The sequence below is a fragment of the Pseudomonas sp. CCI4.2 genome (genome assembly GCF_034350045.1).
In the GTDB taxonomy this organism is placed as follows: domain Bacteria; phylum Pseudomonadota; class Gammaproteobacteria; order Pseudomonadales; family Pseudomonadaceae; genus Aquipseudomonas.
Window position 1 is genome coordinate 2,719,186 of record NZ_CP133781.1, and the last position, 22,978, is coordinate 2,742,163.

Here is a 22,978-nt window from a genome sequence, read left to right on the forward strand (position 1 = left end):
GGGTGTTACAGACCCTGAATACGCTGGACTGTTCTGGGTGGATGGCCGAATGCACGAATGAAGGCCCGGCGCATGCGTTCCGGGTCGCCGAATCCGCTGTCTTGAGCGACCACATCAATGGCATGCCGACCGCCTTCGATCATCAGTCGCGCCGACTCAACCCGCAGGCGCTCAATGGCCTTGGCCGGCGATTGCCCAGTCTCGGCTTGAAACACCCGGCTGAAATGCCGCGGACTCAGGTGCGCGGCGCCGGCCAATTCCTCCACCGATAATTCTGATTTCAAGTTCTGCTTGGCATAAACCAATGCCGTCTGAATGCGATCGGACTTGGGTTCCAGATCGAGCATGACCGAGAACTGTGATTGCCCGCCCGCCCGGCGATGGTAAACCACCAGGTTTCTCGCGATGGCGCGGGCCGTCTGGGCACCCAAATCGCTCTCCACCATGGCCAAGGCCAGATCAACCCCGGCGCTCGCGCCCGCCGAGGTCCAGATCGGACCGTCAACGATGAAAATACGGTCCTCTTCCATTTTTACGTTCGGGTAGGCCTGTTGCAGCGCCCGCGCATGAAACCAATGCGTGGTGGCGCGGCGTCCGTCGAGCAAACCGGCTTCGGCTAAAACGAATGCCCCGGTACACACCGCGCTCATGCGGCGGGTGTGCGGGCCCGCCTCGCGCAGGTAGTCGATCACCCGTGCTGAAACCGGTGCGGCAACGTTGTCGCCCAGTACGATCAGCGTGTCGAAGCGCTTTTCGTCGAAGGCTTGGGAATCCACGCCATACCCGGACGACGTGGGCACGGGGCCGCCGTTTTCCGACAGCAGCGTGACCTCGTAGGTCGGCTCGCCCGTCGCGATGTTGGCGAACTCGAACACAGTGGCGACCGATAATCCCAGCGCCTGAAAGCCGGGATAAAGAATGATGCCGATGCGTTGGCCGTGTGACGTTTCCATGGGTGTTCCTCGCGTAGCGCTATGGCCTAATTAGAGGGTTATACGACATTGAGGCCGCTATGTTACACGCCTATTCTCTGCCCCATAGCGCCGGCAACCAGCGGGTGGCAAAAAAGGAACAGGCATGACGACTCAACCGAATCATTCGAAAAAAGGCACCGCTCTGATTACCGGCGCATCCACCGGGATTGGGGCGATTTACGCTGATCGCTTGGCGAAACGCGGCTACGACCTGATTTTGGTTGCTCGCCAACAAGCGCGTCTGGACGCCGTCGCCACCGGTATTCGCAGTGAAAGCGGGCGTGAAGTGGCGGTGGTCGTCGCGGATTTGAACGTGGCCGCTGACGTGCGTCGGGTTGAAGCGATTTTGAGCAGCGACGCGAGCATCACGCTGCTGGTAAACAACGCCGGGGTTGGCGCAACGTCCAGCGTGCTGGAGTCAGACGCCGACAAGATGGATGCGATGATCGGCCTAAACATTACCAGCCTCGCGCGTCTTGCCGGTGCTGCGGCCCGTGGGTTTGCGGCGCGTGGCACGGGAGCGTTGATCAACATTGCCTCAATCGTAGCGGTCGCTCCCGAAATTCTGAACGGCGTGTACGGCGGCTCCAAAGCGTTCGTGTTGGCCTTCAGCCAATCGCTGCACCACGAACTCAAAGACAAGGGCGTTCAGGTTCAAGTGGTGTTGCCTGGCGCGACGCGTACCGAATTCTGGGACGTTGCCGGTTTGCCGGCCGAGCATCTGCCGCAGAACATCGTCATGGACGCCCAAGACATGGTCGATGCTGCTCTGGCCGGGTTTGATCAAGGTGAACTGGTGACGATTCCTTCGCTGCCGAATGCCGCTGATTGGCAGGCTTACGAGGAAGCCCGCCAACACTTGGTGCCAAACCTGTCACTGAGCGAACCCGCGCCACGCTTCAATGTGGACCGTGCTGGCCGCAACTGATTCCGACCCTTCACACCCACAGCGTCAACCAGGTCGAGGCCAGCAACAGCAGGGCCATGGCCTGGTTGAAACGCTGCATGCTGCGGGCGGATGTGCAGAGTTTCGCGGCGCTGGCGCCTAGATAGGCCCACGCGCTCATGCAGGGCATGGAAATCAGGAAAAACGCCAGCGACAGGTCGATCACTCGTGTCGTTCGATCCGCGTCGGTGCTGGCGAATACGCTGACCACCGCCAGCGCCATCATCCAGGTTTTGGGGTTGATCAACTGTAAGCTGGCGCCGCCGAACATGCCCAAGCTCGGGCCTTTTGGCTGGCTGGAGTGGGCCGCGCCTTGAGATTCAACGGCGGCTGCCGGGCTGCTGAAAATCTGCCATGCCAGGTACGTCAACCACCCGATACCTGTCCAGGACAGAGCGGTTTGCACGCCATGATAGCGTCCCAACACGTCACCCAGTCCCATGCCCACGAGCAGCACGATCATGGCCGCGCCGGCGCAAGCGCCAAACACAATGGGCAAAACGGCGAGCATGCCGTATCGCGAGCTGGTGGTCAGTACCAGAATGTTGGTAGGGCCGGGGGTGATGGACGCGACGAAGGCAAACAGCATAAAAGGCAAAAAGGGGTTCATGGGGCGCTCGGTAATGATTGATCGTGGTGCGATCATTACCGTCCTTGACGCCTCAGTCTGGAAGATTTGAGCAGCGTTTTCGGTAGTCGGCCGGGGTCATGCGGTAGGCCCGCTGAAACCAGCGGCCAAGGTGGCTTTGATCCGCAAACCCGAGGGCGGCGGCGACCTCCACCGGTGATTGACCGGCTGCCAGCAACCGCCGAGCCTTGGCTAGACGTAGCTGGACCAGGTACGCGTGAGGCGCCAATCCGAACGCCGCTTTAAACGCTCGGGTCAGGCGAAAGCGGTCTACGCCGGACACCCGAGCCAAGTCGTCCAGACCGATGTCTTGATCCATGTGGCTGTGCAGGTATTCCCGCGTTTTGTGGGCGACCAGCGGCATACGCGGGTCGGGGGACAGTTGCGAGCGCCAGCGCAAATGGCTGGTCAGGCTGGCGATCAAGGTATCGAGTGCGGTCTGGCGCACGATGCGCATTTCATGGCTGTGCAGGCTTTGGAACGCATTGGCGGTGGCGATGGCCAGGCGCGGATCGTCCGCCAACGTGGCGGCAAAGCTCACTTGGCTGTGTTCAGGCGTGTCTTCGAACAGCGAGCGCAACTCGCGGTCCAGCCATTGTGGGTCCAGGTACAAGGTTCGGTAGGTGAAACCTTCCGGTGCGGGGGCATCGCCGTCGTGTACTTCCCCAGGCTCCAGCAAAAACACCCGGCCCGGCGTACTCAAATGCCGCTGCCGTCGGCAGTTGAATTGCTGAACGCCTTGTTCTGTGACGCCTACCAGATAACTGTCATGCCAATGAGGATCGTAGGCATGCCCCTCAAAATGAGCGCGAATAGTCTCGATCCCTGACTCTGCGTCCTGCTTCAAATCGATCCAGTTACGCGGCGTCATGGCGCTAACTCCTTCTTCGAAATGCCCCGTTCTTGTAGGAGCCAACGGTCTACTCGTTTGGGGGTGCCTGCACCACCGTAGCGCGTAGCCGGATAGCGTGTCTGGAACATTTGTGCACTTACCGACAAAGAGTGCCTCAACAACGACGCAGGTGTTTCAAATAAATAAAAGTCGCGGCTAGAATTCATCACGGGTGGCGCACCACTTGAGCAGGGGGCGCGCCGCATTGAAAATCTCTTTCAGCGCCGGCGCTGCCTGCTCGGTTTGATCACTCATGGAATCGGTCATTCTCGACGTTGATGGTGTGGGTGCCGCAACTTCGCGCGGCAATTGTTATCAAACCCCTGTCGTTACGCTTTCGAACAGCAGGTAGGTGATGAAGATTAAGCGATGTACCGCAAAGTTGATGCTGAGCGCGCTATTAGGAATCGGCATGGTGGCTTTGGCTCATGCCGGTGCCAATGCCCCGACCGTCACGGACAACCGCAACAACAATCCGTATAACAGCCCGATTCGCCGCGCCAACCCTAATAGCCGACAGGGCACCGAGTCGAGTATTCCGTCGAGCCGTGTCAGTCCGCAGACCAATCCTCGACCGCCGACTCTTGAAAATGGAGGCATCGGCAACGGCGCTCAACCGCGTCAGCCACCTTCCGAGGCGCCTTCGAGCCCCCCAAGCAGAGCCCTGAATAGATAGACGGCTGCGAAGCCGGGACAGCTCTGGGGTTTCATTAACACGGTTGATAGCCAGCAGCCGCAGACACTGTGGGAGTAGGCTTGCCTGCGAAGACGCCGATGATCAGCGCCGCTGATGTCGACCTGAAACCTGGGGGGCGCTTGCACTGACGCTTTCGTTGGCAAGCCAACTCCCACAGAAATCTGAAATCTGTGCCTTGCCCTATACGGCTCTGGGGTTTCATTAGCACGGTTGATAGCCAGCAGCCGCAGACACTGTGGGAGTAGGCTTGCCTGCGAAGACGCCCATGATCGCGCCGCTGATGTCGACCTGAAACCTGGGGCGCTTGCACTGACGCTTTCGTTGGCAAGCCTCCCACAGAGACTTTTGGCAGACACAGAATAGTAGGCACTGAAATCTGATCGTAGCTTTCGGCAGCGCCAAAATCCGTGGGACCGAATTCATTCGGGAAGGCTTCGGTCCTGACACGCTGCAATCTCAAAATCTCTTATCGAGAAAACCATAACCCATTGAAATATAGATATTTAAACGGTAGGAGCGCGCTTGCCCGCGATGGATCGCGAAGCGGTCCCGGAGTCGCTGATTTACGACTGCTGCGCAGCCGATCGCGAGCCCGCTCCTACAGTTTTTTCAGTAAACCGGGCACTGAATGCACCAGCGCGTTAATCGCGAAGCCGATGAACATTATCCCGCAGACACGAGTAATGGCTACTTCATGACGTACGTACACCGCTCGCACATGCCGGGCACCGACGATGGCGACGACGATGGCGTACGCTGCAATGCCGCCGATGAAACTGAGCAGAATCATCGCCGGCAGCATTGACCAATTCAGCAGCTCGGCGCGGCTGGAAATCAACGCGGTAAAAGTTGCCACTGCAACTGGATAGGCCTTTGGGTTGGTTAGGCCAAATGTCACGCCATGCCAAAAGGGCTGACGCGCAACGCTCTGGGGTTGATCGTTATGACTGCGTTTGGCACTCAAGGCGCGCAGGCCTAGCCAGAACAGGTAAAGTCCACTGAGCACCCCAAGTACATCGAACGCGGTACTGCCGATGACCCTGGCACCGACAATTGCGACCAGAGCGGTGCTGCACCAGACCACGTCGCCCAGCAAGTGCCCGCTAAGAAAGGCCGCCCCGGCGCGTCGTCCTTGCGCGGCGCCAATACCGAACACCGCTAATACGCCGGGACCTGGGGTGATGCCATAAATAAAGCCGGAGGCCAGTACCGCTAACAGCAGGGAAGGGGTCATGCCGATATTCCTTGAAAGGTCGCCGGGGAGTCTAATCCACACGGCACGGTCATACCCCTGTAGTCGCGGATTAATCGCGATTTACCGGATGCAGTGGATACACCCTTCTAGAACCATCATTTTTTCAACCGGAGAGCAGACGCATGAAAATCGGATTTGTCGGACTCGGCAACATGGGCCAGGCCATGGCCAGCAACCTGTTGAAAGGCGGTCACGAATTGTGGGTGTGGAACCGTTCGCCCGCACCGGTACAAAAGCTGGTTGAGCTAGGCGCCCATGCGGCAGCCGACGCGCAAAAGGCGTTTGAGGCGGACATCGTGTTCAGCATGCTCGCAGACGACCAAGCCTTGCGCGCGGTGCTGCTGGATTCAGGCCTGCTGAAAAACCTCAAGGCGCCGTTGATTCACGTCAACATGGCCACCATCGCCGTGGCGTTTGCCGAAGAGCTGGCCACTTTGCACCAGGCCCAAGGCGTGGCCTACATCGCCGCGCCGGTGATGGGTCGTCCCGATGTGGCCGCCAGCGCCAACCTGAATATTCTGGCGGCGGGTCCCGCGTCGGCCATCGAGCAGGTCCAACCGCTGTTCGATCTTATCGGGCGCAAAACCTGGCCCCTCGGTGAAAAAGCCGCCAGCGCCAACGTGATGAAACTCGCGGTCAATTTCATGCTGGCCTCGGCCATCGAGTCCATGGGGGAAGCGGCGGTGTTGGTGGGGGCGTACGGCATCGAGTCGGCAAAAATGATCGAGCTGATCTCCAGCAGCATTTTTCCCGGCCCGGTCTATCAGGGCTACGGCGCATTGATCGCTGAACGTCGTTACGAACCTGCTGCGTTCAAAGCGTCGTTGGGCCTTAAAGATGTCGGTCTGGCGTTGGCGGCGGCAGAGCGGGTTTCGGTTGCACTGCCCATGGCCGAGTTGGTCCACGAAAGCCTGCTGGATGCCCAGGCGCACGACGAAGGCCACATGGACCTTGCCGTGTTGGGGCAGGTTGCCGAGCGTCGTGCTAAACGCAATTGATCAGGTGTCCAAAGGCGCGCCGGCTTTTAGGCGCGCCTTGCAAACCACTAACGATTAACCACGAACTACAACGAGGCCGCAGACTTTCCTCGGCCATTGCTGACCTCGAACTGTCCCACCAGTTTTTGCAGTTTGTTTGCGTTGAGGCGCACGATTTCCGCGCTGTTCTGTAGTACCACGACGGTTTCGCGCATTTCCCCCGAGGCCAAGTCGACCCGTTTTATCGTCTTGCCATAATCCAGGCTGCGGTCGCTGAGCTGCTGGATGATATTAATCATGCTCTCTACTTCTTGATGCAATTGAGCATCTTGCGAAGAGGCTTCCTGGGTGGCGCGTAAGTGGTTGTCGACGTCCTGTACGCCGCTTTCCATAAACGCTACCGCTTGCTGGGTTTCGCTTTGCAGGCCCTCGACCATGTGTTTGATGTCGTCGGCAGCGCTGGCGGTACGGATTGCCAAGCTGCGCACTTCGTCGGCCACCACCGCAAAACCACGGCCATGCTCACCGGCTCGTGCGGCTTCAATGGCGGCGTTGAGCGCCAGCAAGTTGGTTTGATTGGTGATGTTGGTGATCAACCCGATGATGTTGCCGATTTGCGCCATCCGATTGTCAAGCGACTGCACGCTGGACGCTGAGCGCTCCACCACGTCGCGGATCGATTGGGTGCCGACACGGACTGCCTCGAACTGCTCGCGGGCGTGTCGAACAACCTCGTCCATGGCCCTTTTCATTTGCTCGGCGGTCAACGACGCTTGGTTGATTTCGCCCAGCTGACCCTCAACGATCAGCATCATGCGGTTCACTGCATCGGCCACTTCGCTGGAGGTGAAACCGGCCTCCTGGCTGCTGCCGAGCATCAGTTCGTTGGTTTTACCCATGCTCTGAGAGGCGTGGATCACTTGGCCCACTACCGCGTCCAAGTGATCAATAAAACTGTTGATCCAACGGCCCATGTCACCGGTTTCGTCATTGGCCATTTTGCCCGTATCCAACCGCTGGCGCAGGTTGCCTTCGCCTTCGGCAATGGTCCGAATCACGTCGGTCATTTCGCTCAACCGGACCGCCAGCCGTTTAGGCCCAAGCGATGAGAACAGCAGGCCGTCAGCGCCATGCTCAGGACTTGAATAATATCGATCGGTAATTGGTTCAGGCCGCTGTAATGCTGGACCAGGTAATTACAGGCGAACAAACCGCCCATGGTTGCCAGATAAGGCTTCATCAAGCCGTAGCTCAATGACCGGCGCCGGTAGACTTCCTCCAGGTCGGCCTCACACATCATGCCCCACTGGTCCAGTGAGCCGGGCATCTGAAAGGTCACGCCTTTGCCAATCACTGGAATGTGCCGGTAATCGGCATATCCGGGATAGGTGACAAACAGGTTGGAACCGGCGCGAATCGTCTCACGCACCCCAGGGTGCAGTTGTTGAGTTGCCGGATCGATGAAACGCAGTTCAAGTTCAGTATGACGCTGGATCTTCACCGACCCCCAGGCGGTGTTCACGCCGGACTTGAGGTTTTCGCCGTGGGTGAAGGCGTTGTCCTCGAAGCGCGAGCGGGACAGCGCGATACCCGGTTGCACACTGCGATCAAAGGTGGCTTTGACCATAAACAGGTAATTGTCGCCTGACTCCGGGTAAATATGCCCTGCTTCGCGCTGGATCAAATCCCCCAATACATCGTTCGGCACGCGTGCGCACAAACAGCCTACGGCCTTGCCGTTGAGCAGCAGCGGTTGATAGAACATCAAGGTGACTTCGTCATGGAACCGCGACGACGAGGCACCGATTTTCAACGTCAGCGGATCGATGTAGGGGCCATGCAGGAACGGTTTTTTTAGCCCTTCAGCCAATGCGAGTCCGTTTAAATCTTTGCTTTTGCAGTGCGCCGGGTACGTCGAGGCAATGACTTCGCCATGGATATCGACGACGAACAGCTCGGACAAGTCAGACGCCTGATTAAGCTTCTCCTTGAGCATCGCGCTGTCTATTCGGCTCAGATCACCCCCAATGTTGTTGCTCAACTCACCCAGGTGGTCCCAGTACTCCTGCGCCCAGTGCTGGAGCAATTTCATCCGGGTTTGAGCAATGGACTCGAACGTGCTTTCTATCACCGGATAGAGCGCTCTGTTCAAGCGGCACGAACGAAGCATGGCCAGTTTTCCGGTGTTACCAAACCAGGGTAACCATCGCTTTTCGGTGGAAGAAAGCTGCATAGATTCACTGCGTAATGTCATGCCGTACTCCTTAAAACAGCGGCATTGGGGATTCCCCACCTATGCAAGAAATGCGCCAGATTGTGGCATTCATACTCAGAAGGCTTCTGCGATATGGCTTACAAGTGATAAATCTGTCGCATATGAGGAAATAGATGTCGCCATTGATGCCCCGTAAACGCGCGCTTCCTGATATCCGCGTACCTGATATCGGGCGCTGTGGATTATTTAGGGAGTTCCTGACCCAATGCATGGGTGGTGTTTTCCTGCGCCACTTTTCGCAATGCCACGCTTTCCCACGTCGCCACGATGAGCAAAATACCGGTGGTCAGCGAGCCCAGTGCCAGCGCTGATAACCACTGGGCGAATGCAAACGGCGCAAGGACTACCAGCAGCAATAAGCCGATCAAATGCGACAGCGGAAGGATGATTCGCGAGGCGGTGACCATCTTGAACAGCGCCGTACCCAGCAGGTAAAGCGCCGGCCCGGCAAGGATGGCGCTGATGCCGGGGCCGGTGGCGTGGTCGGTGTGCATCAGCACCAATTCATCGGCCACCGCGCTGGCGATGATTCCGGCAATGATTAACGCGTGCAGGTAGGTGTACGCCACACGCGCTTCGCGGCCGGGGTCCTCGGAGTTAGCGATGCGATGGAGGGCGCGCTCAGCGCCGCTGTCGAAATACACCCACCACATGGCGACACTGCCGAGCACCGCGACCAGAAACGCGATCACCGTACTCAGTGTCAGCTCCAGTTGACCAAAGGTAGCACCCGTGACCAGCAGCGACTCACCCAACGCAATGATCACGAACAATGCGCAGCGTTCGGCCATGTGATTGCCTTCGATGTTCCAGTCATCCAGGCTCGAACGCCCCAGCCCAGGCACCCAGAAATAGACCGAGGGTGAAATCAGCTCGATCACCAACGCCACCCCCCAGAGTCCGATGCGCAGGCCATCGTCGAGCAGGCCTCCGCCAATCCAGAACACCCCGGCGCACAGCAGCCACACCAATATCCGTTGAAAATTGCGGGTCATGTTCAGCGGTTCATGACGCACTGCCCAGATCGCGAAGGAGGTTCGCCCCACCTGCATAGCGACGTAGGCGAAGGCAAACATCGGTCCGCGATCAGTAAATGCATTGGGTATCGACACCGACAACAGCAACCCGGCCAACATCAAGGCGAACAGCGCCAGGCGCACGGGGATGCGTTCCGGGTCGAGCCAGTTGGTGATCCACGAGGTAAAAATCCACACCCACCACACCGCCAGAAGCAGCATCGTCACCTGCAGCGCGCCTTGCACTGTGAGGTTGGCGAGCAGCGAGTGGGACAGTTGGGTGACGGCAAAAACAAATACCAGATCGAAAAACAATTCAATCATGCCGACCTTGCCACTGTCGTGACTGCCACGGCTACGCAGTAGAGATGAAGGACTCATGTAGGGCGGCTCGGAGGTCGGTGGGCTGATGTGCAACTTCAAGCAGTCAGCTTAGGGTGTAACCAGCAGACTCGCCTGCGCAGCTGTTGGTTCAGCCGTTGCTTGCTCGGCGCCGGGTGCGCTTTGCTATGCTTGGCGTCTGCGTCCGGGCGATCACTGCCCCGTGACAGGTTCAAGCACCTCGTTTCGGATTTTTCATGACTGCCATTCAGCAACCTCGCACCCAGTCGCTGTCCAGGGCTGACTACAAAACCCTGGGCCTGGCGGCGCTGGGCGGCGCGTTGGAAATCTATGACTTCATCATTTTTGTGTTCTTCGCACTCACCCTGAGCCAGCTGTTTTTTCCCCCAGAAATGCCACAGTGGCTGCGCCTGCTGCAAAGTTTCGGAATCTTCGTCACCGGTTATCTGGCGCGACCATTGGGCGGCATCCTGATGGCGCACTTCGCTGATCGGTTGGGCCGTAAGCGGGTATTCAGCTTGAGCATTCTGTTGATGGCGTTGCCATGCCTGCTGATTGGGCTCATGCCGACCTACGCCCAAATCGGCTACTGGGCGCCGCTGATTTTGCTGGCGTTTCGCATCCTGCAAGGGGCTGCAGTGGGTGGCGAAGTGCCGAGCGCCTGGGTATTCGTGGCTGAACACGCACCGGCCGGCCATCGCGGGTATGCGCTGGGGGTGCTGCAAGCGGGCTTGACCTTCGGGTACCTATTGGGCGCGTTGGTGGCGACCTGGCTGGCGCGGGTTTACAGCCCGGCGGACATCCTCGATTTTGCGTGGCGGATTCCGTTCTTGTTGGGCGGCGTATTTGGGGTGGTTGGCGTCTGGTTGCGCCGTTGGTTGAGCGAGACCCCGGTGTTCATGGCGTTGCAGGCCCAGCGTGAAGCGTTGGGAGAATTCCCCTTGCGCGCGGTGCTGCGCGACCACCGACAAGCGCTGTTGCCGGCGGTTTTGCTGACCTGCGTGCTCACCTCGGCGGTGGTGGTGTTGGTGGTAATTACTCCCACTGTGATGCAACAACGTTTTGGCATGACGGCCAGCCACACCTTTGCGTTAAGTGCCGTGGGCATCGTGTTCCTCAACATCGGTTGTGTGCTGGCCGGTTGGGTGGTGGACCGGCTGGGCGCCTGGCGCGGCGTTATCGTCTACAGCCTGTTGCTGCCGTTGGGCGTTGGCGTGTTGTATGCCAGCCTGATAGGTGACTGGCTTTCCCCAGGCCTGGCCTATGCCATCGCGGGTTTGGCTTGCGGCATCGTCGGCGTAGTGCCCTCCGTGATGGTCGGGCTGTTCCCGGCGCAAATCCGGGTCTCGGGTATTTCATTCACTTACAACATCGCCTATGCGTTGTGGGCCAGCACCACACCGTTGATGTTGATTGCACTGATGCCGTGGAGCCCTTGGGTGTGTGTCGGCTACTGCGCGGTCATGGGCGCTGTCGGTTTAGCCACCGCTGCTTTTTTGGCCTGCGTCGCGCCATGGAGGTTGATGGCGTGGTCGCCCGGTCGGCTCGCTAAACGAAGGGCTGGGTTACGGCGCTATGCTTGTTGCTCGAACAAGGTACGAGGTGACGGCATGAGTAATAAAAACGGCCTGTCAGTTCATCATGAAGTCGAAACGATTTATCGGCTGGAATCACGCCGGGTATTCGCTACGCTGATCCGCTTGTTGGGCGATTTCGAACTGGCCGAAGAGGCGTTGCAGGACGCGTTTATTGCCGCCGTCGAAAAATGGCCGCAGGCCGGAATACCTGAACGCCCTCGGGCCTGGTTGATTTCAGTCGGGCGCTTCAAAGCCATCGACAGCCTGCGACGTCGAGCGCGCTTCAATGCCTCGCTGACAGAATTGGCCATTCTGCTGGAGGACCGGATGCAGAACGATCTGGCTGATCAGGAGAGTATCAGCGACGACCGGCTGCGTTTGATCTTCATCTGTTGTCACCCGGCGTTGACCGCCGATGCCCAAGTGGCCTTGACTTTGCGCGAGGTCTGCGGCCTCTCCACGGAAGACATTGCCCGGGCGTTTTTGATCACGCCGTCCACCGTGGCGCAGCGCATCGTGCGCGCCAAGGGCAAGATTCGCGACGCCCATATTCCCTACGAAGTGCCGTCTCTCGCCCAATTGCCTGAGCGCCTGGATACGGTCTTGCGCGTGGTGTATCTGGTGTTCAACGAAGGCTATTTCGCAACCTCCGGAGAGGCATTAACGCGCAGTGACTTGTCCAGCGAAGCCCTGCGTCTGGGGCGTTTATTGGCCGATTTGCTACCCGAAGCCGAAGTCGTGGGGTTATTGGCGTTAATGTTGTTGATCGAGTCGCGGCGCCCGGCACGTTTATCCAGCAGCGGTGAACCGGTGTTGCTCGATCAACAGGATCGCAGCCTGTGGGACCGTCAGATGATCAGCGAAGGCGAAGCGTTGGTCGAACATGCGCTGCGCTCGGGCCGCTTTGGCGCCTACAGCGTGCAAGCCGCCATTGCCGCCGTCCATGCCCAAGCGGTTAGCGCCGCCGAGACGGATTGGCTACAAATTGTCGGCCTTTATGACGTGCTGGCTCGTCTGGCAGGCTCTCCCGTGGTGGCGCTTAATCGAGCGGTAGCAATGGCGATGCTTCACGGGCCTGGTGTCGGGTTGAAACTGGTCGAAGAGCTGTTAGGCGCCGCAGATCTGCAGAATTACCCCTTGGCGTGGTCGGCGAAGGCGGATTTATGTCGACGCCTGGGCCGCGTCCAAGAAGCCCGTGCGGCCTACCTCAAAGCCCTCGAACTGTCGCAACAGCGCGTGGACCGGCAATTCCTCGAACGCTGCCTGCGTGAATTGGATGCTGAGTAAGACAGACGACATCCAAAAGCCGATCAAAACCTCTGTAAGAGCGCGCTTGCCCGCGATGCTCTTACACGCTCACCACCGGTCAGAATCTTAAATACCGCCTCAAGTGCAGTCGATTTCTGGCAGTTTGAAACGACTATTCCCGTAGGCAAAACATTGAACACCTTCGATGGAGGTCGTCATGAAGTACCTGTGCTTGATCTACGGCACCGAACACACCCTGCACGCCCATCCGGACAGTCCTCGGGACGACGAGTGCTTGGCGTATGCGCAGTCAGTGGAAAAAAGCGGGCGGATGTTGGCCGCTGAACCTTTGGAGTCGGTGGAAACCGCTACCACGGTGCGGATGCGCAACGGCAAGGTGTCAATCACCGACGGCCCGTTCGCAGAGACCAAAGAGCAACTGGCGGGTTTCTACCTGGTTGAGGCCCGTGATTTGAACGATGCCTTGCAGATCGCGGCGAATATCCCGGCTGCAAGGGTCGGCAGCGTTGAAGTCAGGCCTGTGCGCACGCTGAACCTGCAACAACAGGCGGGCTAGCACGGCGAGGCGTTCAGCGGGTCGCCCGTCATTAGCGTCACACAAGGAGAATACTTATGAGCGTCAAGGCAATACCGGAAGGTTTTCATAGCCTGACCGTGTACATGGGCGTTAAAGACGCCGCCAAGGCCATCGAGTTCTACAAAGAAGCGTTTGGCGCCGTCGAGAGTTTTCGTCTCAGCGGCCCGGACGGCAGGGTGGGCCACGCCGAACTACAGATTGGCGACTCCAGACTCATGCTCTGCGATCCCTGCGACCAAGGCGGGTTCAGCAGCGCCGACCCGAACGGTGTCACTTCGTTTGGCATGCACTTATATGTAACGGACGTGGATGCGCAATTCAAACGGGCCATCGACGCGGGGGCAAAGGTGTCGAGGGAAGTTCAGGACCAATTCTACGGTGACCGCTCCGGCACCCTGAGAGATCCGTTCGGGCATTTGTGGTTCATCGCGACCCACAAGGAAGATCTAACGCCCGAAGAAATAGGCAAGCGCGCTGAAGTCGCCTTCAAGCAAGCGCAGCCCTGACACACCCCAAAGCAGTTCGCAGGTTTGTCGACCCAATAGTCTCGACAGCCTGCGGGTCTGCTCCTGACGCTATACGTGTTTTTTATTGTCGTATTATTTGTAACGGATGATTGTAATTCTCATTCGCCAAAGTTATTGTGCCGCCTGTCTATACAACTAGTGGTGAAAGGCCGTTTCCCTGTGTTGTGCAATAGGTTGTCCATAAAAGACGGGGTAGGGTGGGTTGTTCCGTGGGCTTCTTCGCTAATGCCTACAAAGTTAAGCTGTTTTCATTGTAGGAAGTTTCTTTAGCGAAAGGCGTGTTCGTCTGACATAAATCTCCTGTCGCAGCGGTGTGCGCTCACGTATTCAACCGCGTTGACGACCCATGAATATTTTCTTAATAAATTCGCCTAAATAAAATGAGGTGGTTGCCGACTTACTGTTTGAGCGCTGAATAGACAGCATGTAAGAAAATTCCTACACGGAAGTAGGCCGTCGATAATAATAAGGTTAAATCTATGCGGGTAACACGGAGAGAACGCGATGTTCTGGCACTTTTGTTGTGCGGAAAAACAAACAAGCAGATCGCTGAAGCCCTCAGTATCAGCGACTATACGGCCCGCGACCATGTGTCGTCGCTGCTAAAGAAGAATGGCGTTAAAACCCGCGCCGCACTCATGGCGCAACACATGCTCAAAAAGAAATCGCGTTGAGGTTAATACCCCCTACATCTGTAGGATTGTGCCAGAAGTCGCGTTGGTCATATTATCGATATGTCATGTTATCCAGTGCCTTGAAAGGCTCGGTTTTGATGGGTGTCCCTCGATTATAAGTTCAGTTGTTTATCGTTAACTTTTAGCAAGCGGGCAGGCGTGTGTTGATGAGTTCGCAGGGTGCGGCAATGCAGAATTTCGCTCGAAAAGAGGCGCCTGAGTTACTGTCGCTACTTGGCGTAAGTCACTGTTATCGGCGGGGGAAGAACGTTATTCCTATATTAATTGACGTGAATCTTGTTATAAGGCGCGGGCACACGTGTGCCCTTGTGGGTGCGTCTGGATCCGGTAAAAGTACACTGCTTAATATGCTGGGACTGCTCGAAAAACCAACGGGCGGCGTGTTGACCTTCAAAGGGCACAGCGTCCAGAACGCCGATGCCGATCAATTGGCCCATCTGCGAAATCGCGAGATCGGCTTTGTGTTCCAGTCTTTCAATTTGCTGCCCCGGCTCAGCGTCGTCGATAACGTCGCGTTGCCGTTGAGCTATCGCGGTGTGTCACGTCGTCAAGCCCGACGATTGGCGCTGGAGCAATTGGCCTTGGTCGGTCTTGCTGATCGAGCGCACTGCAAACCCGCAGACCTGTCGGGGGGGCAGCGTCAGCGAGTTGCAATTGCCCGCGCGTTGGTGGGGTGTCCAGCGTTGGTGCTGGCCGATGAGCCCACTGGCAACCTGGACAGCCAAACCGCGAAAGACATCATGGCCTTGCTGCTGGGGCTCAATCGCGAGCACGGGGTGACGCTGGTGATGGTGACCCACGATGTCGAGCTGGCCAAACAGTTCGACCGAAGGATTCAAGTGATCGACGGCGAGCTGCACGAGGAGGGTGCCCATGGTCAACCTTGAAGCGCGGCCCTCGGCCTGCCGGTTACAGGCATTCGCCGAGTCGATCGACAGTTTGCGCGCCCTCGGGCGTCGGTCGTTGTTAGCTTTGCTGGGGATTGTTGTGGGCAGCGCTTCGGTTATCGCGTTGCTTAACATCGGCCGCAATGCCGCCGAAGACGCCCTGCGCACCTTCAAGGACATGGGCACCGACACGCTGGTCGTCAGCTTCCCTTTCTCTGCGCAAAAGAAGCCCCCACTGCCGCTGACCCTCGATACCCAGCGGATTCGTCGAGAGCTGGCCGGCATTTCCCAAGTAGCACCGATCACCCAGTACTCGGTGAGCATCAAGCGCGACGGGGCGCATTCCGATGCGAGCCTGGTCGGGACCAGCGCTGGGTTGGCTGAAATTCTGGGGTTGGAGTTGCAGGTTGGGCGTTTCATTTCAGCCTTCGATCAACGCGGCACGTTTGTCGTGGTGGGGGCTCGGATTGCCGAAGATTTGCGTGTCCATGGCAAACCCTTACAGCTCGGAGACGCGCTGCAAATTGATCATTACCTGTATCAAGTCATCGGCATTGCGCGCAGCCAAACCGCCAATCCACTGATGCCCGTCATGCCCGACGAATCGATTTTCATCCCCATCGAAGGCATGCCGCGCATCAGGCCCTCTGCCGAGATAGGTAACGTCGCGGCCAAGATCAAGCCGGACATCGATTTAGACACAACGGCCCAGTCGCTAAAAATCCTGTTGAGCGCGCAGCTCGATGGCCGTGAGGTGGACGTGCAGGTTGCGCAACAACTGTTGGAAGGGCTTCGGCGCCAGGCCGACACTTTCGCCTGGTTGCTGGCGGGGCTGGGGAGTATCTCGTTGTTGGTGGGCGGGGTCGGGGTCATGAATGTGATGCTGATGAACGTTACCGAGCGGCGGCGCGAGATCGGCGTGCGCATGGCGTTGGGGGCCCGACCACGGGATATCCGCACGCTGTTCCTGCTTGAAGCAACCACGCTTTCAGTTGTCGGTGCAGTGCTCGGTGCTGTGCTGGGCGTGATGGCGGCCTACGTTTTTACCCTGTTTTCAGGCTGGCAATTCAGCCTTTCGCTGTTGTCGTTGCCACTTGGCATCGGCAGCTCTCTTTGTACTGGTTTGTTTTTTGGTCTGTACCCGGCGATTTCAGCGTCCCGGTTGTCGCCGGTCGTAGCGCTGCGGGATGAATAATCGAAACACAAGACCAGGACGTCTTTGTTAATAAAAAGTGGAGTAAATCACGTGACTGTTTCCATGTTCGCTACCGATGCATCCGTTGCCGCTCACCCGCAGGCTAATCCCTGCACGACCGAAGTAGGGGAGGCGCTGAGCTATTCGCAATTGGCCGCAGAGCAAGCACTGCTGTCAAAAAAAGAACGGCTCAAATTGAACACTTATCTGGTCGGCCCTGCTGGGTTGTTTGCAGCGTTCTCGACCCAAGTGGCCGAGCAAGGACGGCAAGCCCCCTACCTACAGGGTCTGCCCGAAACGGACCCCGCAACGCCCCGGACGCAGACCGAACAAGCGGTTGAGTTTGCGCTGGCCCGACACCACCGTCGGGCGTTCGCTGAGAACCCTTTCGTGGGCTTGTCGAGGCAGGCGTTGTGCTGCGTGGTCTATGACGACTCCGGTCGCTCCAACCTGGCAGAACGTTACGCGGCCAATGAAGCGCTTCGGTCGCTGGACAGTCTGTATTTCATCAAGCTGATTGCCACCACCTACCACACAGTTGAAAGACGGTTGGTGTTTCGAGGCCTGCTCGAACACTTCGACGCGTTGATGCCCATAGAACAGAGCATTTATCAGGACGGTTACCGCGATGTTCAACAGGGCTATCTGGACCGAGAGGAAAAGCTCTACGGTCCGTTGAAACTGAGCAAGCCGCTGAGTGTGATCTTTACCGAGCAAACGCCGGAAAGCCTGTTGGCGAGCCTCGGAACGCGTGGATGAAAATCTGCAGATGACTGGCGTAACGTTCCATGGGGCTGCGCTGCGAGAGCCGTTCAAGGCCTGCGTCGTTACACGGCGCAAACGCCAGTGGATTCCCGCTGCGTTAGCGCATGCTGTACCGCTGGCGGCGTTGCTGGGCGTCGACAGCGTGGGCGGGTCGACGCAGGCGCGACCTGCCCAGCCGAGCATAGCGTTCGTGAGCGCGGCATCCGTATCGGCATCGACGGTGGAGCTGACGCTGGCGGATGCGGTTTATCTGGGCTTGCGCGATAACCGCAGCATCCGCAGTGCTTACTTGCAGCGCATTGTTCAAAAATTCGAGCTGCGGGTGGCGCAAGACGTTTTTTCGCCAAAGGTGATCATCACCAGCAAGCACCAAGGCAATCGTGGCCATGCTGATCGCCAGCGTGATCACAGCCTGAAACCCGAGGCGACCCTGCTCAATGAGTGGGGAACGCGGTTCACTCTGTCGTGGGTTCAGCAGCTTAACCAGGCCGATCAAGGCGGCCGCAAACGCAATAACGGCCTGGACTTTGAAGTGGTTCAACCGCTGCTAAAAGGCGCGGGCCGCGAGATAGTCAACGCCCCTACGCGCTTGGCGAGCTTGAGCGAGCGGCAGAATCAACTAGCGCTTAGGTCGACGGTATCGAAAACCGTCACCGAGATCGTCTCGGCTTATCGTGAATTGCTCAAGGCGCAGGAACAGCAGCGAATTGCCCAAACCGCCTTGGCCCGTTCTCGACAATTACTCGACATGAACATGGCGCTGATTGCGGCCGGGCAAATGGCCGAATTTGAAAGCGTGCAAACCGAGGCGGACGTGGCCAGCCAAGAGTTGAGTGTCGAAGAAACCGCGAATCAACTGGATCAGAGCCGGGTGGCCTTATTGCACTTATTGGCACTGGACCCGGGCACTCGGCTCAACGCCAGTGAAGTGCTCAAGGTCGAGGCTGTGGAGATAGACCGACAGCAGGCGCTGCGTGTGGCACTGGCCCAACAACCGGCGTATTTGCAGCTGCTGATTGCGGGGGAGAAAGCCGAGATCCACTTGCGTGTCGCCCAGAACGCCCGGCTCTGGGACGTTTCGCTGGTCGCTGGCGCGAGCCAGTCGCACAGTCGCCCGGGTGCTGAGCAACACCACGCGGGCCGGGCGTGGGACAGCTACGCCGGGATTCAATTGAGCGTGCCAATCGGAGACATGAGTGCCCGAAAAAACGCGCTCAGTGCGCAAGTCGCGGCCCAGGTTCACGTTATCCAACAGACCGAGGCGCGGCTGTCGCTGGAGCAGAACGTCAGCAATCGGTTACGCGACATGAGCACCCGCTGGCGGCAATACGAAATTGCCCAGCGGGTTCGAGACCTCTCGCAACGCAAGCTGGACATCGAGCGCGACAAACTGAAAATCGGCCGCTCCAGCAACTTTCAAGTCCTCAGTTTCGAGCAGGATTTGCGCCACGCCGAGAACGCCACCCTTAACGCGCAAATTGCTTACCTCAACGCCCAAACCCAGCTCGACGAGAGTATGGGCATGACGTTGCACAGCTGGGAGATAGCCCTCAATGATTGATCGACCCCTTAACCGCTATCGGTCGCTGAAAATCGCAGGGCTGGTCGGCAGTGTGCTCATCAGTGCCGTCGGCCTGTTTGTGTACATCAGTGCGCAACCCGCGACGGCTAACACCGGGCAGTGGCTGCCCGTTGCAAACGCGCCCTTGGTGCACAGAATTGGCGTGGTCGGGCGCATAGAACCCGGATCGCTGGTGACACTCACCGCCCCGTTCGACGGCACCGTGGCAGAGAAAAATGTCGTCGAGGGGCAGCGTGTCGAGCGGGGTCAGGTGCTGCTGCGCCTCGACACCACGCTGTTGCAAATCCAATTGCGAGACGCACTGTCAGAGCAGCTCAAAGCCCGGCGAGCCGTACAGGATTTGCAGGAGTGGACTCACGGTCAAGACATGGCCCGAGCCCGACGGGCGGTGAGTACCAGTCAACTGAGCCTGAATGACACCGAACGCAAACTCAAAGAAACCCACGTGTTGCTGGATCGCGGAATAGTGCCGCGCATGGAAGTCGACGCCCTGGACCAGCAAGCGCAGACGCAACGCCTGGACTTGCAAGCCGCACAGGGTGAACTCAAGGGCGTCAGCACAAAAGCACTGGGTGAGAATCGACAGATCGCCGACATGCAACTGGCCAATGCAACGGCCAAATACCAGGCATTGCTGGCGATGGAAGCCCTGCGGGATGTCAGCGCCCCGTTTGCCGGGATCATCGTCCGCGTGCCAGGCAGCGGCGCTGAAACCAACGCGCGCCCCGTGCAACAAGGCGCCCGCATAAGTCCAGGCCAACCGCTGTTAGCACTGGCCAACCTGGAACAGTTGAACGTGGTGGCCAAGGTCGATGAGGGCGACATCAATCAACTGCGCGAAGGCCTTGCGGTGGACATCGTCGGAGACGGCTTCGGCGGCATCCTGCTCAACGGCACGATTACGTCGGTCGGGTCACAAGTGTTGCAGTCCGAGATGCAAGGCAGCGGCGCCTCCTACGAACTCGCCGTCGCCTTGCCCACCCTGACCGCACCCCAGCAACAGCGTATCCGCTTGGGCATGAGTGCCCGATTGTCGATCATCACCTACCAAAACCCCGCTGCCATCGTCGTCCCGCCAGACGCCCTCGGTGAAGACAACGGCCAACACTTCGTCAACTACCGACGCACCCCCGACAAACAAGCCCGGCGGGTTGATGTCTCTATCGGAAAGGCAACTTCAGACGGCGTGGAAGTCTTCGGATTATTCCCCGGTTTTATCCGAACGGATAGTCACTATTGAGTTTATTAAAGTGAGGACGATATAGTGGGAATGGACGGTAACAACAGCGGTTGTGTATAGCATCATAGAATATTGAATCTAAAAATAATTTCAAAAGTGAGTATTCGCTATGAGGAAACTATTGCCTGCAGTTTTGTTGTTTGTGTCGGTGGCGGGGGTGGCTGCTGAGTTCTCAGTGACCAAATCAATGGCGCCTGCCCGGATACTTCGGGATGGACATGTGGGAACTTCTGCTCACTCGTTTATTGGTATCTCGTATCCGAGGGGAGCGCTGATGAGCGCTGCGCTTACAAATGTTGATTGGAACACCACGTGGTATCCGAACAGTACGGGTGAATCGGTGGAGATTTGCCTGCGGAGTCCTGGGTATCCAGAAAATTGCAAGCCGGCTGCTCCAAACTCAAATGGTACGGCTAGTTTCAGCATTCCATTTCGGTTTGCTTCAGTGGTGGTCATAAAACACAGAACTGCGGGTGGTGCCCGCTTTAGCGTGCCTGCGGGTCAAAATACCGTTAGGTTTAACTTAACGTATTAATAGATGAGGACTCCCGGGTGACTTAAGTCATTCGGGGGTTAACCTTGGGAGGAAGAATCATGAGAGTTACGGAAGCCAATGTATCCCCTTTAACTTACGCATCCTATGGCCGTGTCAAAACTTCAGATCTAAAGCACGATCCGGATTCAATTCCAAACAGCTTTCAGAAATCTACCGTCACAATTAGTGGCGAAGCTCACATGAGACAGCGATTATTTCACAGTGACAATCCAAGTTACCGGCTTCCTTCAAAAATTCTACACCCGAGTGCGCTCCAATCAAGCTCGGAGCCTGCCGTTAATTTTCTAACACAAGGAGATAGAGTTGTTCTAAGTAAAATTTATAAGTTTGCTGAAGAACAAGGCGCCGATTTAGCTTATGTCGATGTATTAGGTTATGGGCTGGCGAACTACCGGGCAAGTGCTAGGTTTTTAAGTCCACTTAATAACGGTCAAGACCTCGATAGCAAAGGCCACATGTTGTCCTACAGGTTTACCGACAAAGACACGGCGACGATCAAGCGCGTGTTAGCCAGTGACGCTATAAAAACGACGGAGTTGGATCAAGGATTTATAAAGTTCGCGATGAATAAAGATTACAGCGTGATGAATCACCACGATTTTGAGTTTATGGAAAAAGTCATCAACAAGTTTTCAGCCAAGGGCGATGAGTCGCCTTTGGGTGCTAGATTTGCGACGCATACTTATGTGGATAAAAACTATAGTGTGCACGCTTCCAAGGAAACGTATAAATTCAAGAACGGTAAGGCTCAGGTCGTAGACGCGCTTTTAGATCTAGGCAGAAAAGCTAAAGGCAAAACGGGCGCCTCCAAACAGTCGGCTTCGGCTCCCCCTGAAACCCTAAAAGACATCCTTCGCCGAATTATCTTCAAAGCCATGGGCTCGAACTTTCGAAACGGCCTTCCCAGCTTGGCCGATTTCTTGACGAGGGGGCGGCATTAACCTATTTCAGCGCCAAGGGTGCAAGCAAACACTGTCGATTCAACCGGCGCAGAGTTGATCTTGTTACGCCCTGTGCTTTTCGCGGCGTACAGGGCTTTATCGGCTTCGTTAAGCCACATGCCGGCGCCGTTGAAATGGGGTTTGTAAGCGGCGATTCCGATACTCAGGCTCATGGTCAGGCTGGGTATCGCGGGGTCGCGCTGGTGGTTGACGGTCTGGCGCAAGCGTTCGAGGATTTCCGCGGCTTGGCTAAGGGACGTGTTGGGCAGAATGACGCAGAACTCGTCGCCGCCATAACGCCCGGCAAGGTCAGTGTCGCGCAGGTTTTTAATCAGTTCGCTACCCAGCTGTTTCAGCACGTTGTCGCCAACGATATGGCCGTGGGTGTCATTGATGGCTTTGAAGTGATCGATATCTATCAGCGCGATGGTGGTCGAACGGTTTAACGCTTGGCAGGTGCCGTACTCGATCTGCAACAGGTCTTTCCAGGCGCCATGATTGAACAGCCCGGTCAGGCTGTCGGTGCGGCTGAGTATTCCAAGCCGGTTTTTATGCTCGGATAACTTAATCGCTAATTCATAACACGCCAGTCCAACGGACAGGGGGTAGATCAGCAGCAGCGGCAGTGAGGCATAGAGTTGCAGCGGGGTACTGGTCGTGACGAGCGTGGGCGAAAAGATAGCCACCGCAATCAAAACACCGACCAACTGTGCAAGGCATCCGCGCCAGAAAAACCTTGGACCGCCTGACGAGATATTATTCATGGACATCATGCCGAGTACGGCGAAAGCGGGTAGCGGATTGAGACCGACAGCACCCGCCCAGAAGCCGCCCATGATCGAATCGAACATGAGGTTGCGGCGTTCGGCCCAGTAGGGGTATGACGACAAGCGTGCCAGCTGAAACTGCACGTGCGCGCCGCCGAAGGCATGAAACAGCAACAGCGCCCACACCCACGTTGCAGGCTGCAAGGGATCCAGCGCAGCGGCCACACTCAAAAAGCCCAGACCCAGCCCTAAGCCGCGCGGCAAGTACATGCGCTTAACGAAGGAAAGTCCTTTTCCTGTTTGTTTTTTCATCGCTCTCTTTCACCGAGTTTTCTGCCCTTGCGGTCTGAAAGCCTCGGCCTCCCCTCAGAACACCGCCAAGTGTGGCCTGCCCGTCA

Annotated in this window: 19 protein-coding genes and 3 pseudogenes; 14 read left to right on the top strand and 8 right to left on the bottom strand. The window is 57.5% G+C overall.

Features of this window, described 5'->3' with window-relative positions; translation table 11 throughout:
• Positions 1-5: 5 nt before the first annotated feature.
• On the bottom strand, positions 6-953 hold the full coding sequence (locus RHM65_RS12325) for a GlxA family transcriptional regulator (RefSeq protein ID WP_322185200.1): 948 nt from the start codon (positions 951-953) through the stop codon (positions 6-8).
• A gap of 124 nt (positions 954-1,077) precedes the next feature.
• On the opposite strand from RHM65_RS12325, the gene RHM65_RS12330 reads away from it, so the two are divergent.
• A complete protein-coding gene (locus RHM65_RS12330; protein WP_322185202.1) occupies positions 1,078-1,902 on the top strand; it encodes an SDR family oxidoreductase in 825 nt (274 codons plus the stop codon).
• A gap of 10 nt (positions 1,903-1,912) precedes the next feature.
• Here the strand turns inward: RHM65_RS12330 and RHM65_RS12335 are convergent, their stop codons facing one another.
• Both RHM65_RS12335 and RHM65_RS12340 read right to left on the bottom strand, forming a co-directional pair.
• Positions 1,913-2,530, bottom strand: coding sequence for a LysE family translocator (locus tag RHM65_RS12335; RefSeq protein ID WP_322185204.1), 618 nt, complete (start codon positions 2,528-2,530; stop codon positions 1,913-1,915).
• Positions 2,531-2,582: 52 nt separating this feature from the next.
• The gene (locus tag RHM65_RS12340) at positions 2,583-3,419 is read right to left on the bottom strand and encodes an AraC family transcriptional regulator (protein ID WP_322185206.1); all 837 of its coding nucleotides are present in this window, start codon (positions 3,417-3,419) and stop codon (positions 2,583-2,585) included.
• A gap of 433 nt (positions 3,420-3,852) precedes the next feature.
• Here RHM65_RS12340 and RHM65_RS12345 point away from each other — a divergent pair, with 433 nt between their 5' ends.
• Positions 3,853-4,116 carry a hypothetical protein gene (locus tag RHM65_RS12345; protein WP_322185322.1) on the top strand — a complete coding sequence of 88 codons (264 nt, stop codon included), beginning with the start codon at positions 3,853-3,855 and terminating at the stop codon, positions 4,114-4,116.
• A gap of 619 nt (positions 4,117-4,735) precedes the next feature.
• Here RHM65_RS12345 and RHM65_RS12350 read toward each other — a convergent pair.
• Positions 4,736-5,371, bottom strand: coding sequence for a LysE family translocator (locus tag RHM65_RS12350; protein ID WP_322165699.1), 636 nt, complete (start codon positions 5,369-5,371; stop codon positions 4,736-4,738).
• 134 nt (positions 5,372-5,505) lie between these two features.
• On the opposite strand from RHM65_RS12350, the pseudogene RHM65_RS12355 reads away from it, so the two are divergent.
• Positions 5,506-6,390, top strand: a pseudogene (locus RHM65_RS12355) (NAD(P)-dependent oxidoreductase); the annotation flags it as partial.
• A 65-nt stretch (positions 6,391-6,455) separates the two neighbouring features.
• Here RHM65_RS12355 and RHM65_RS25335 read toward each other — a convergent pair.
• The 3 genes from RHM65_RS25335 to RHM65_RS12365 all read right to left on the bottom strand — a co-directional run bounded on the left by RHM65_RS25335 (position 6,456) and on the right by RHM65_RS12365 (position 10,041).
• Positions 6,456-7,436 carry a methyl-accepting chemotaxis protein gene (locus RHM65_RS25335; protein ID WP_416195131.1) on the bottom strand — a complete coding sequence of 327 codons (981 nt, stop codon included), beginning with the start codon at positions 7,434-7,436 and terminating at the stop codon, positions 6,456-6,458.
• A 5-nt stretch (positions 7,437-7,441) separates the two neighbouring features.
• Positions 7,442-8,623 (bottom strand): hypothetical protein, encoded by a 1,182-nt coding sequence (locus tag RHM65_RS25340; RefSeq protein ID WP_416195132.1) that lies wholly within the window; start codon positions 8,621-8,623, stop codon positions 7,442-7,444.
• Positions 8,624-8,826: 203 nt separating this feature from the next.
• Positions 8,827-10,041 (bottom strand): low temperature requirement protein A, encoded by a 1,215-nt coding sequence (locus RHM65_RS12365; protein WP_322185208.1) that lies wholly within the window; start codon positions 10,039-10,041, stop codon positions 8,827-8,829.
• 197 nt (positions 10,042-10,238) lie between these two features.
• On the opposite strand from RHM65_RS12365, the pseudogene RHM65_RS12370 reads away from it, so the two are divergent.
• From RHM65_RS12370 to RHM65_RS12420, 11 genes and pseudogenes are all read left to right on the top strand, one after another.
• Positions 10,239-11,554, top strand: a pseudogene (locus tag RHM65_RS12370) (MFS transporter).
• 58 nt (positions 11,555-11,612) lie between these two features.
• A complete protein-coding gene (locus RHM65_RS12375) occupies positions 11,613-12,866 on the top strand; it encodes an RNA polymerase sigma factor (protein WP_322185210.1) in 1,254 nt (417 codons plus the stop codon).
• A 178-nt stretch (positions 12,867-13,044) separates the two neighbouring features.
• Positions 13,045-13,404, top strand: a complete 360-nt coding sequence (locus RHM65_RS12380; protein ID WP_322165694.1) for a YciI family protein — start codon at positions 13,045-13,047, stop codon at positions 13,402-13,404.
• A 56-nt stretch (positions 13,405-13,460) separates the two neighbouring features.
• Positions 13,461-13,931, top strand: a complete 471-nt coding sequence (locus RHM65_RS12385; protein WP_322185212.1) for a VOC family protein — start codon at positions 13,461-13,463, stop codon at positions 13,929-13,931.
• Positions 13,932-14,431: 500 nt separating this feature from the next.
• Positions 14,432-14,658: pseudogene (locus RHM65_RS12390) on the top strand (LuxR C-terminal-related transcriptional regulator); the annotation flags it as partial.
• A 156-nt stretch (positions 14,659-14,814) separates the two neighbouring features.
• The gene (locus RHM65_RS12395) at positions 14,815-15,534 is read left to right on the top strand and encodes an ABC transporter ATP-binding protein (RefSeq protein ID WP_322171073.1); all 720 of its coding nucleotides are present in this window, start codon (positions 14,815-14,817) and stop codon (positions 15,532-15,534) included.
• On the top strand, positions 15,521-16,729 hold the full coding sequence (locus tag RHM65_RS12400; protein ID WP_322165691.1) for an ABC transporter permease: 1,209 nt from the start codon (positions 15,521-15,523) through the stop codon (positions 16,727-16,729). Before RHM65_RS12395 ends, RHM65_RS12400 begins: the two co-directional genes overlap by 14 nt.
• A 51-nt stretch (positions 16,730-16,780) precedes the next feature.
• A complete protein-coding gene (locus RHM65_RS12405; protein ID WP_322165690.1) occupies positions 16,781-17,488 on the top strand; it encodes a hypothetical protein in 708 nt (235 codons plus the stop codon).
• 10 nt (positions 17,489-17,498) lie between these two features.
• Positions 17,499-19,055, top strand: a complete 1,557-nt coding sequence (locus RHM65_RS12410; RefSeq protein WP_322165689.1) for a TolC family protein — start codon at positions 17,499-17,501, stop codon at positions 19,053-19,055.
• Complete coding sequence (locus RHM65_RS12415; RefSeq protein ID WP_322165688.1) at positions 19,048-20,316, top strand: efflux RND transporter periplasmic adaptor subunit; 1,269 nt, start codon at positions 19,048-19,050, stop codon at positions 20,314-20,316. Before RHM65_RS12410 ends, RHM65_RS12415 begins: the two co-directional genes overlap by 8 nt.
• 594 nt (positions 20,317-20,910) lie before the next feature.
• Complete coding sequence (locus RHM65_RS12420; protein ID WP_322185214.1) at positions 20,911-21,813, top strand: hypothetical protein; 903 nt, start codon at positions 20,911-20,913, stop codon at positions 21,811-21,813.
• Here RHM65_RS12420 and RHM65_RS12425 read toward each other — a convergent pair.
• Entirely contained in the window at positions 21,810-22,892 is a 1,083-nt protein-coding gene (locus RHM65_RS12425) for a diguanylate cyclase (RefSeq protein WP_322185216.1), read from the bottom strand. The genes RHM65_RS12420 and RHM65_RS12425 overlap by 4 nt on opposite strands.
• Positions 22,893-22,978 lie beyond the last annotated feature (86 nt).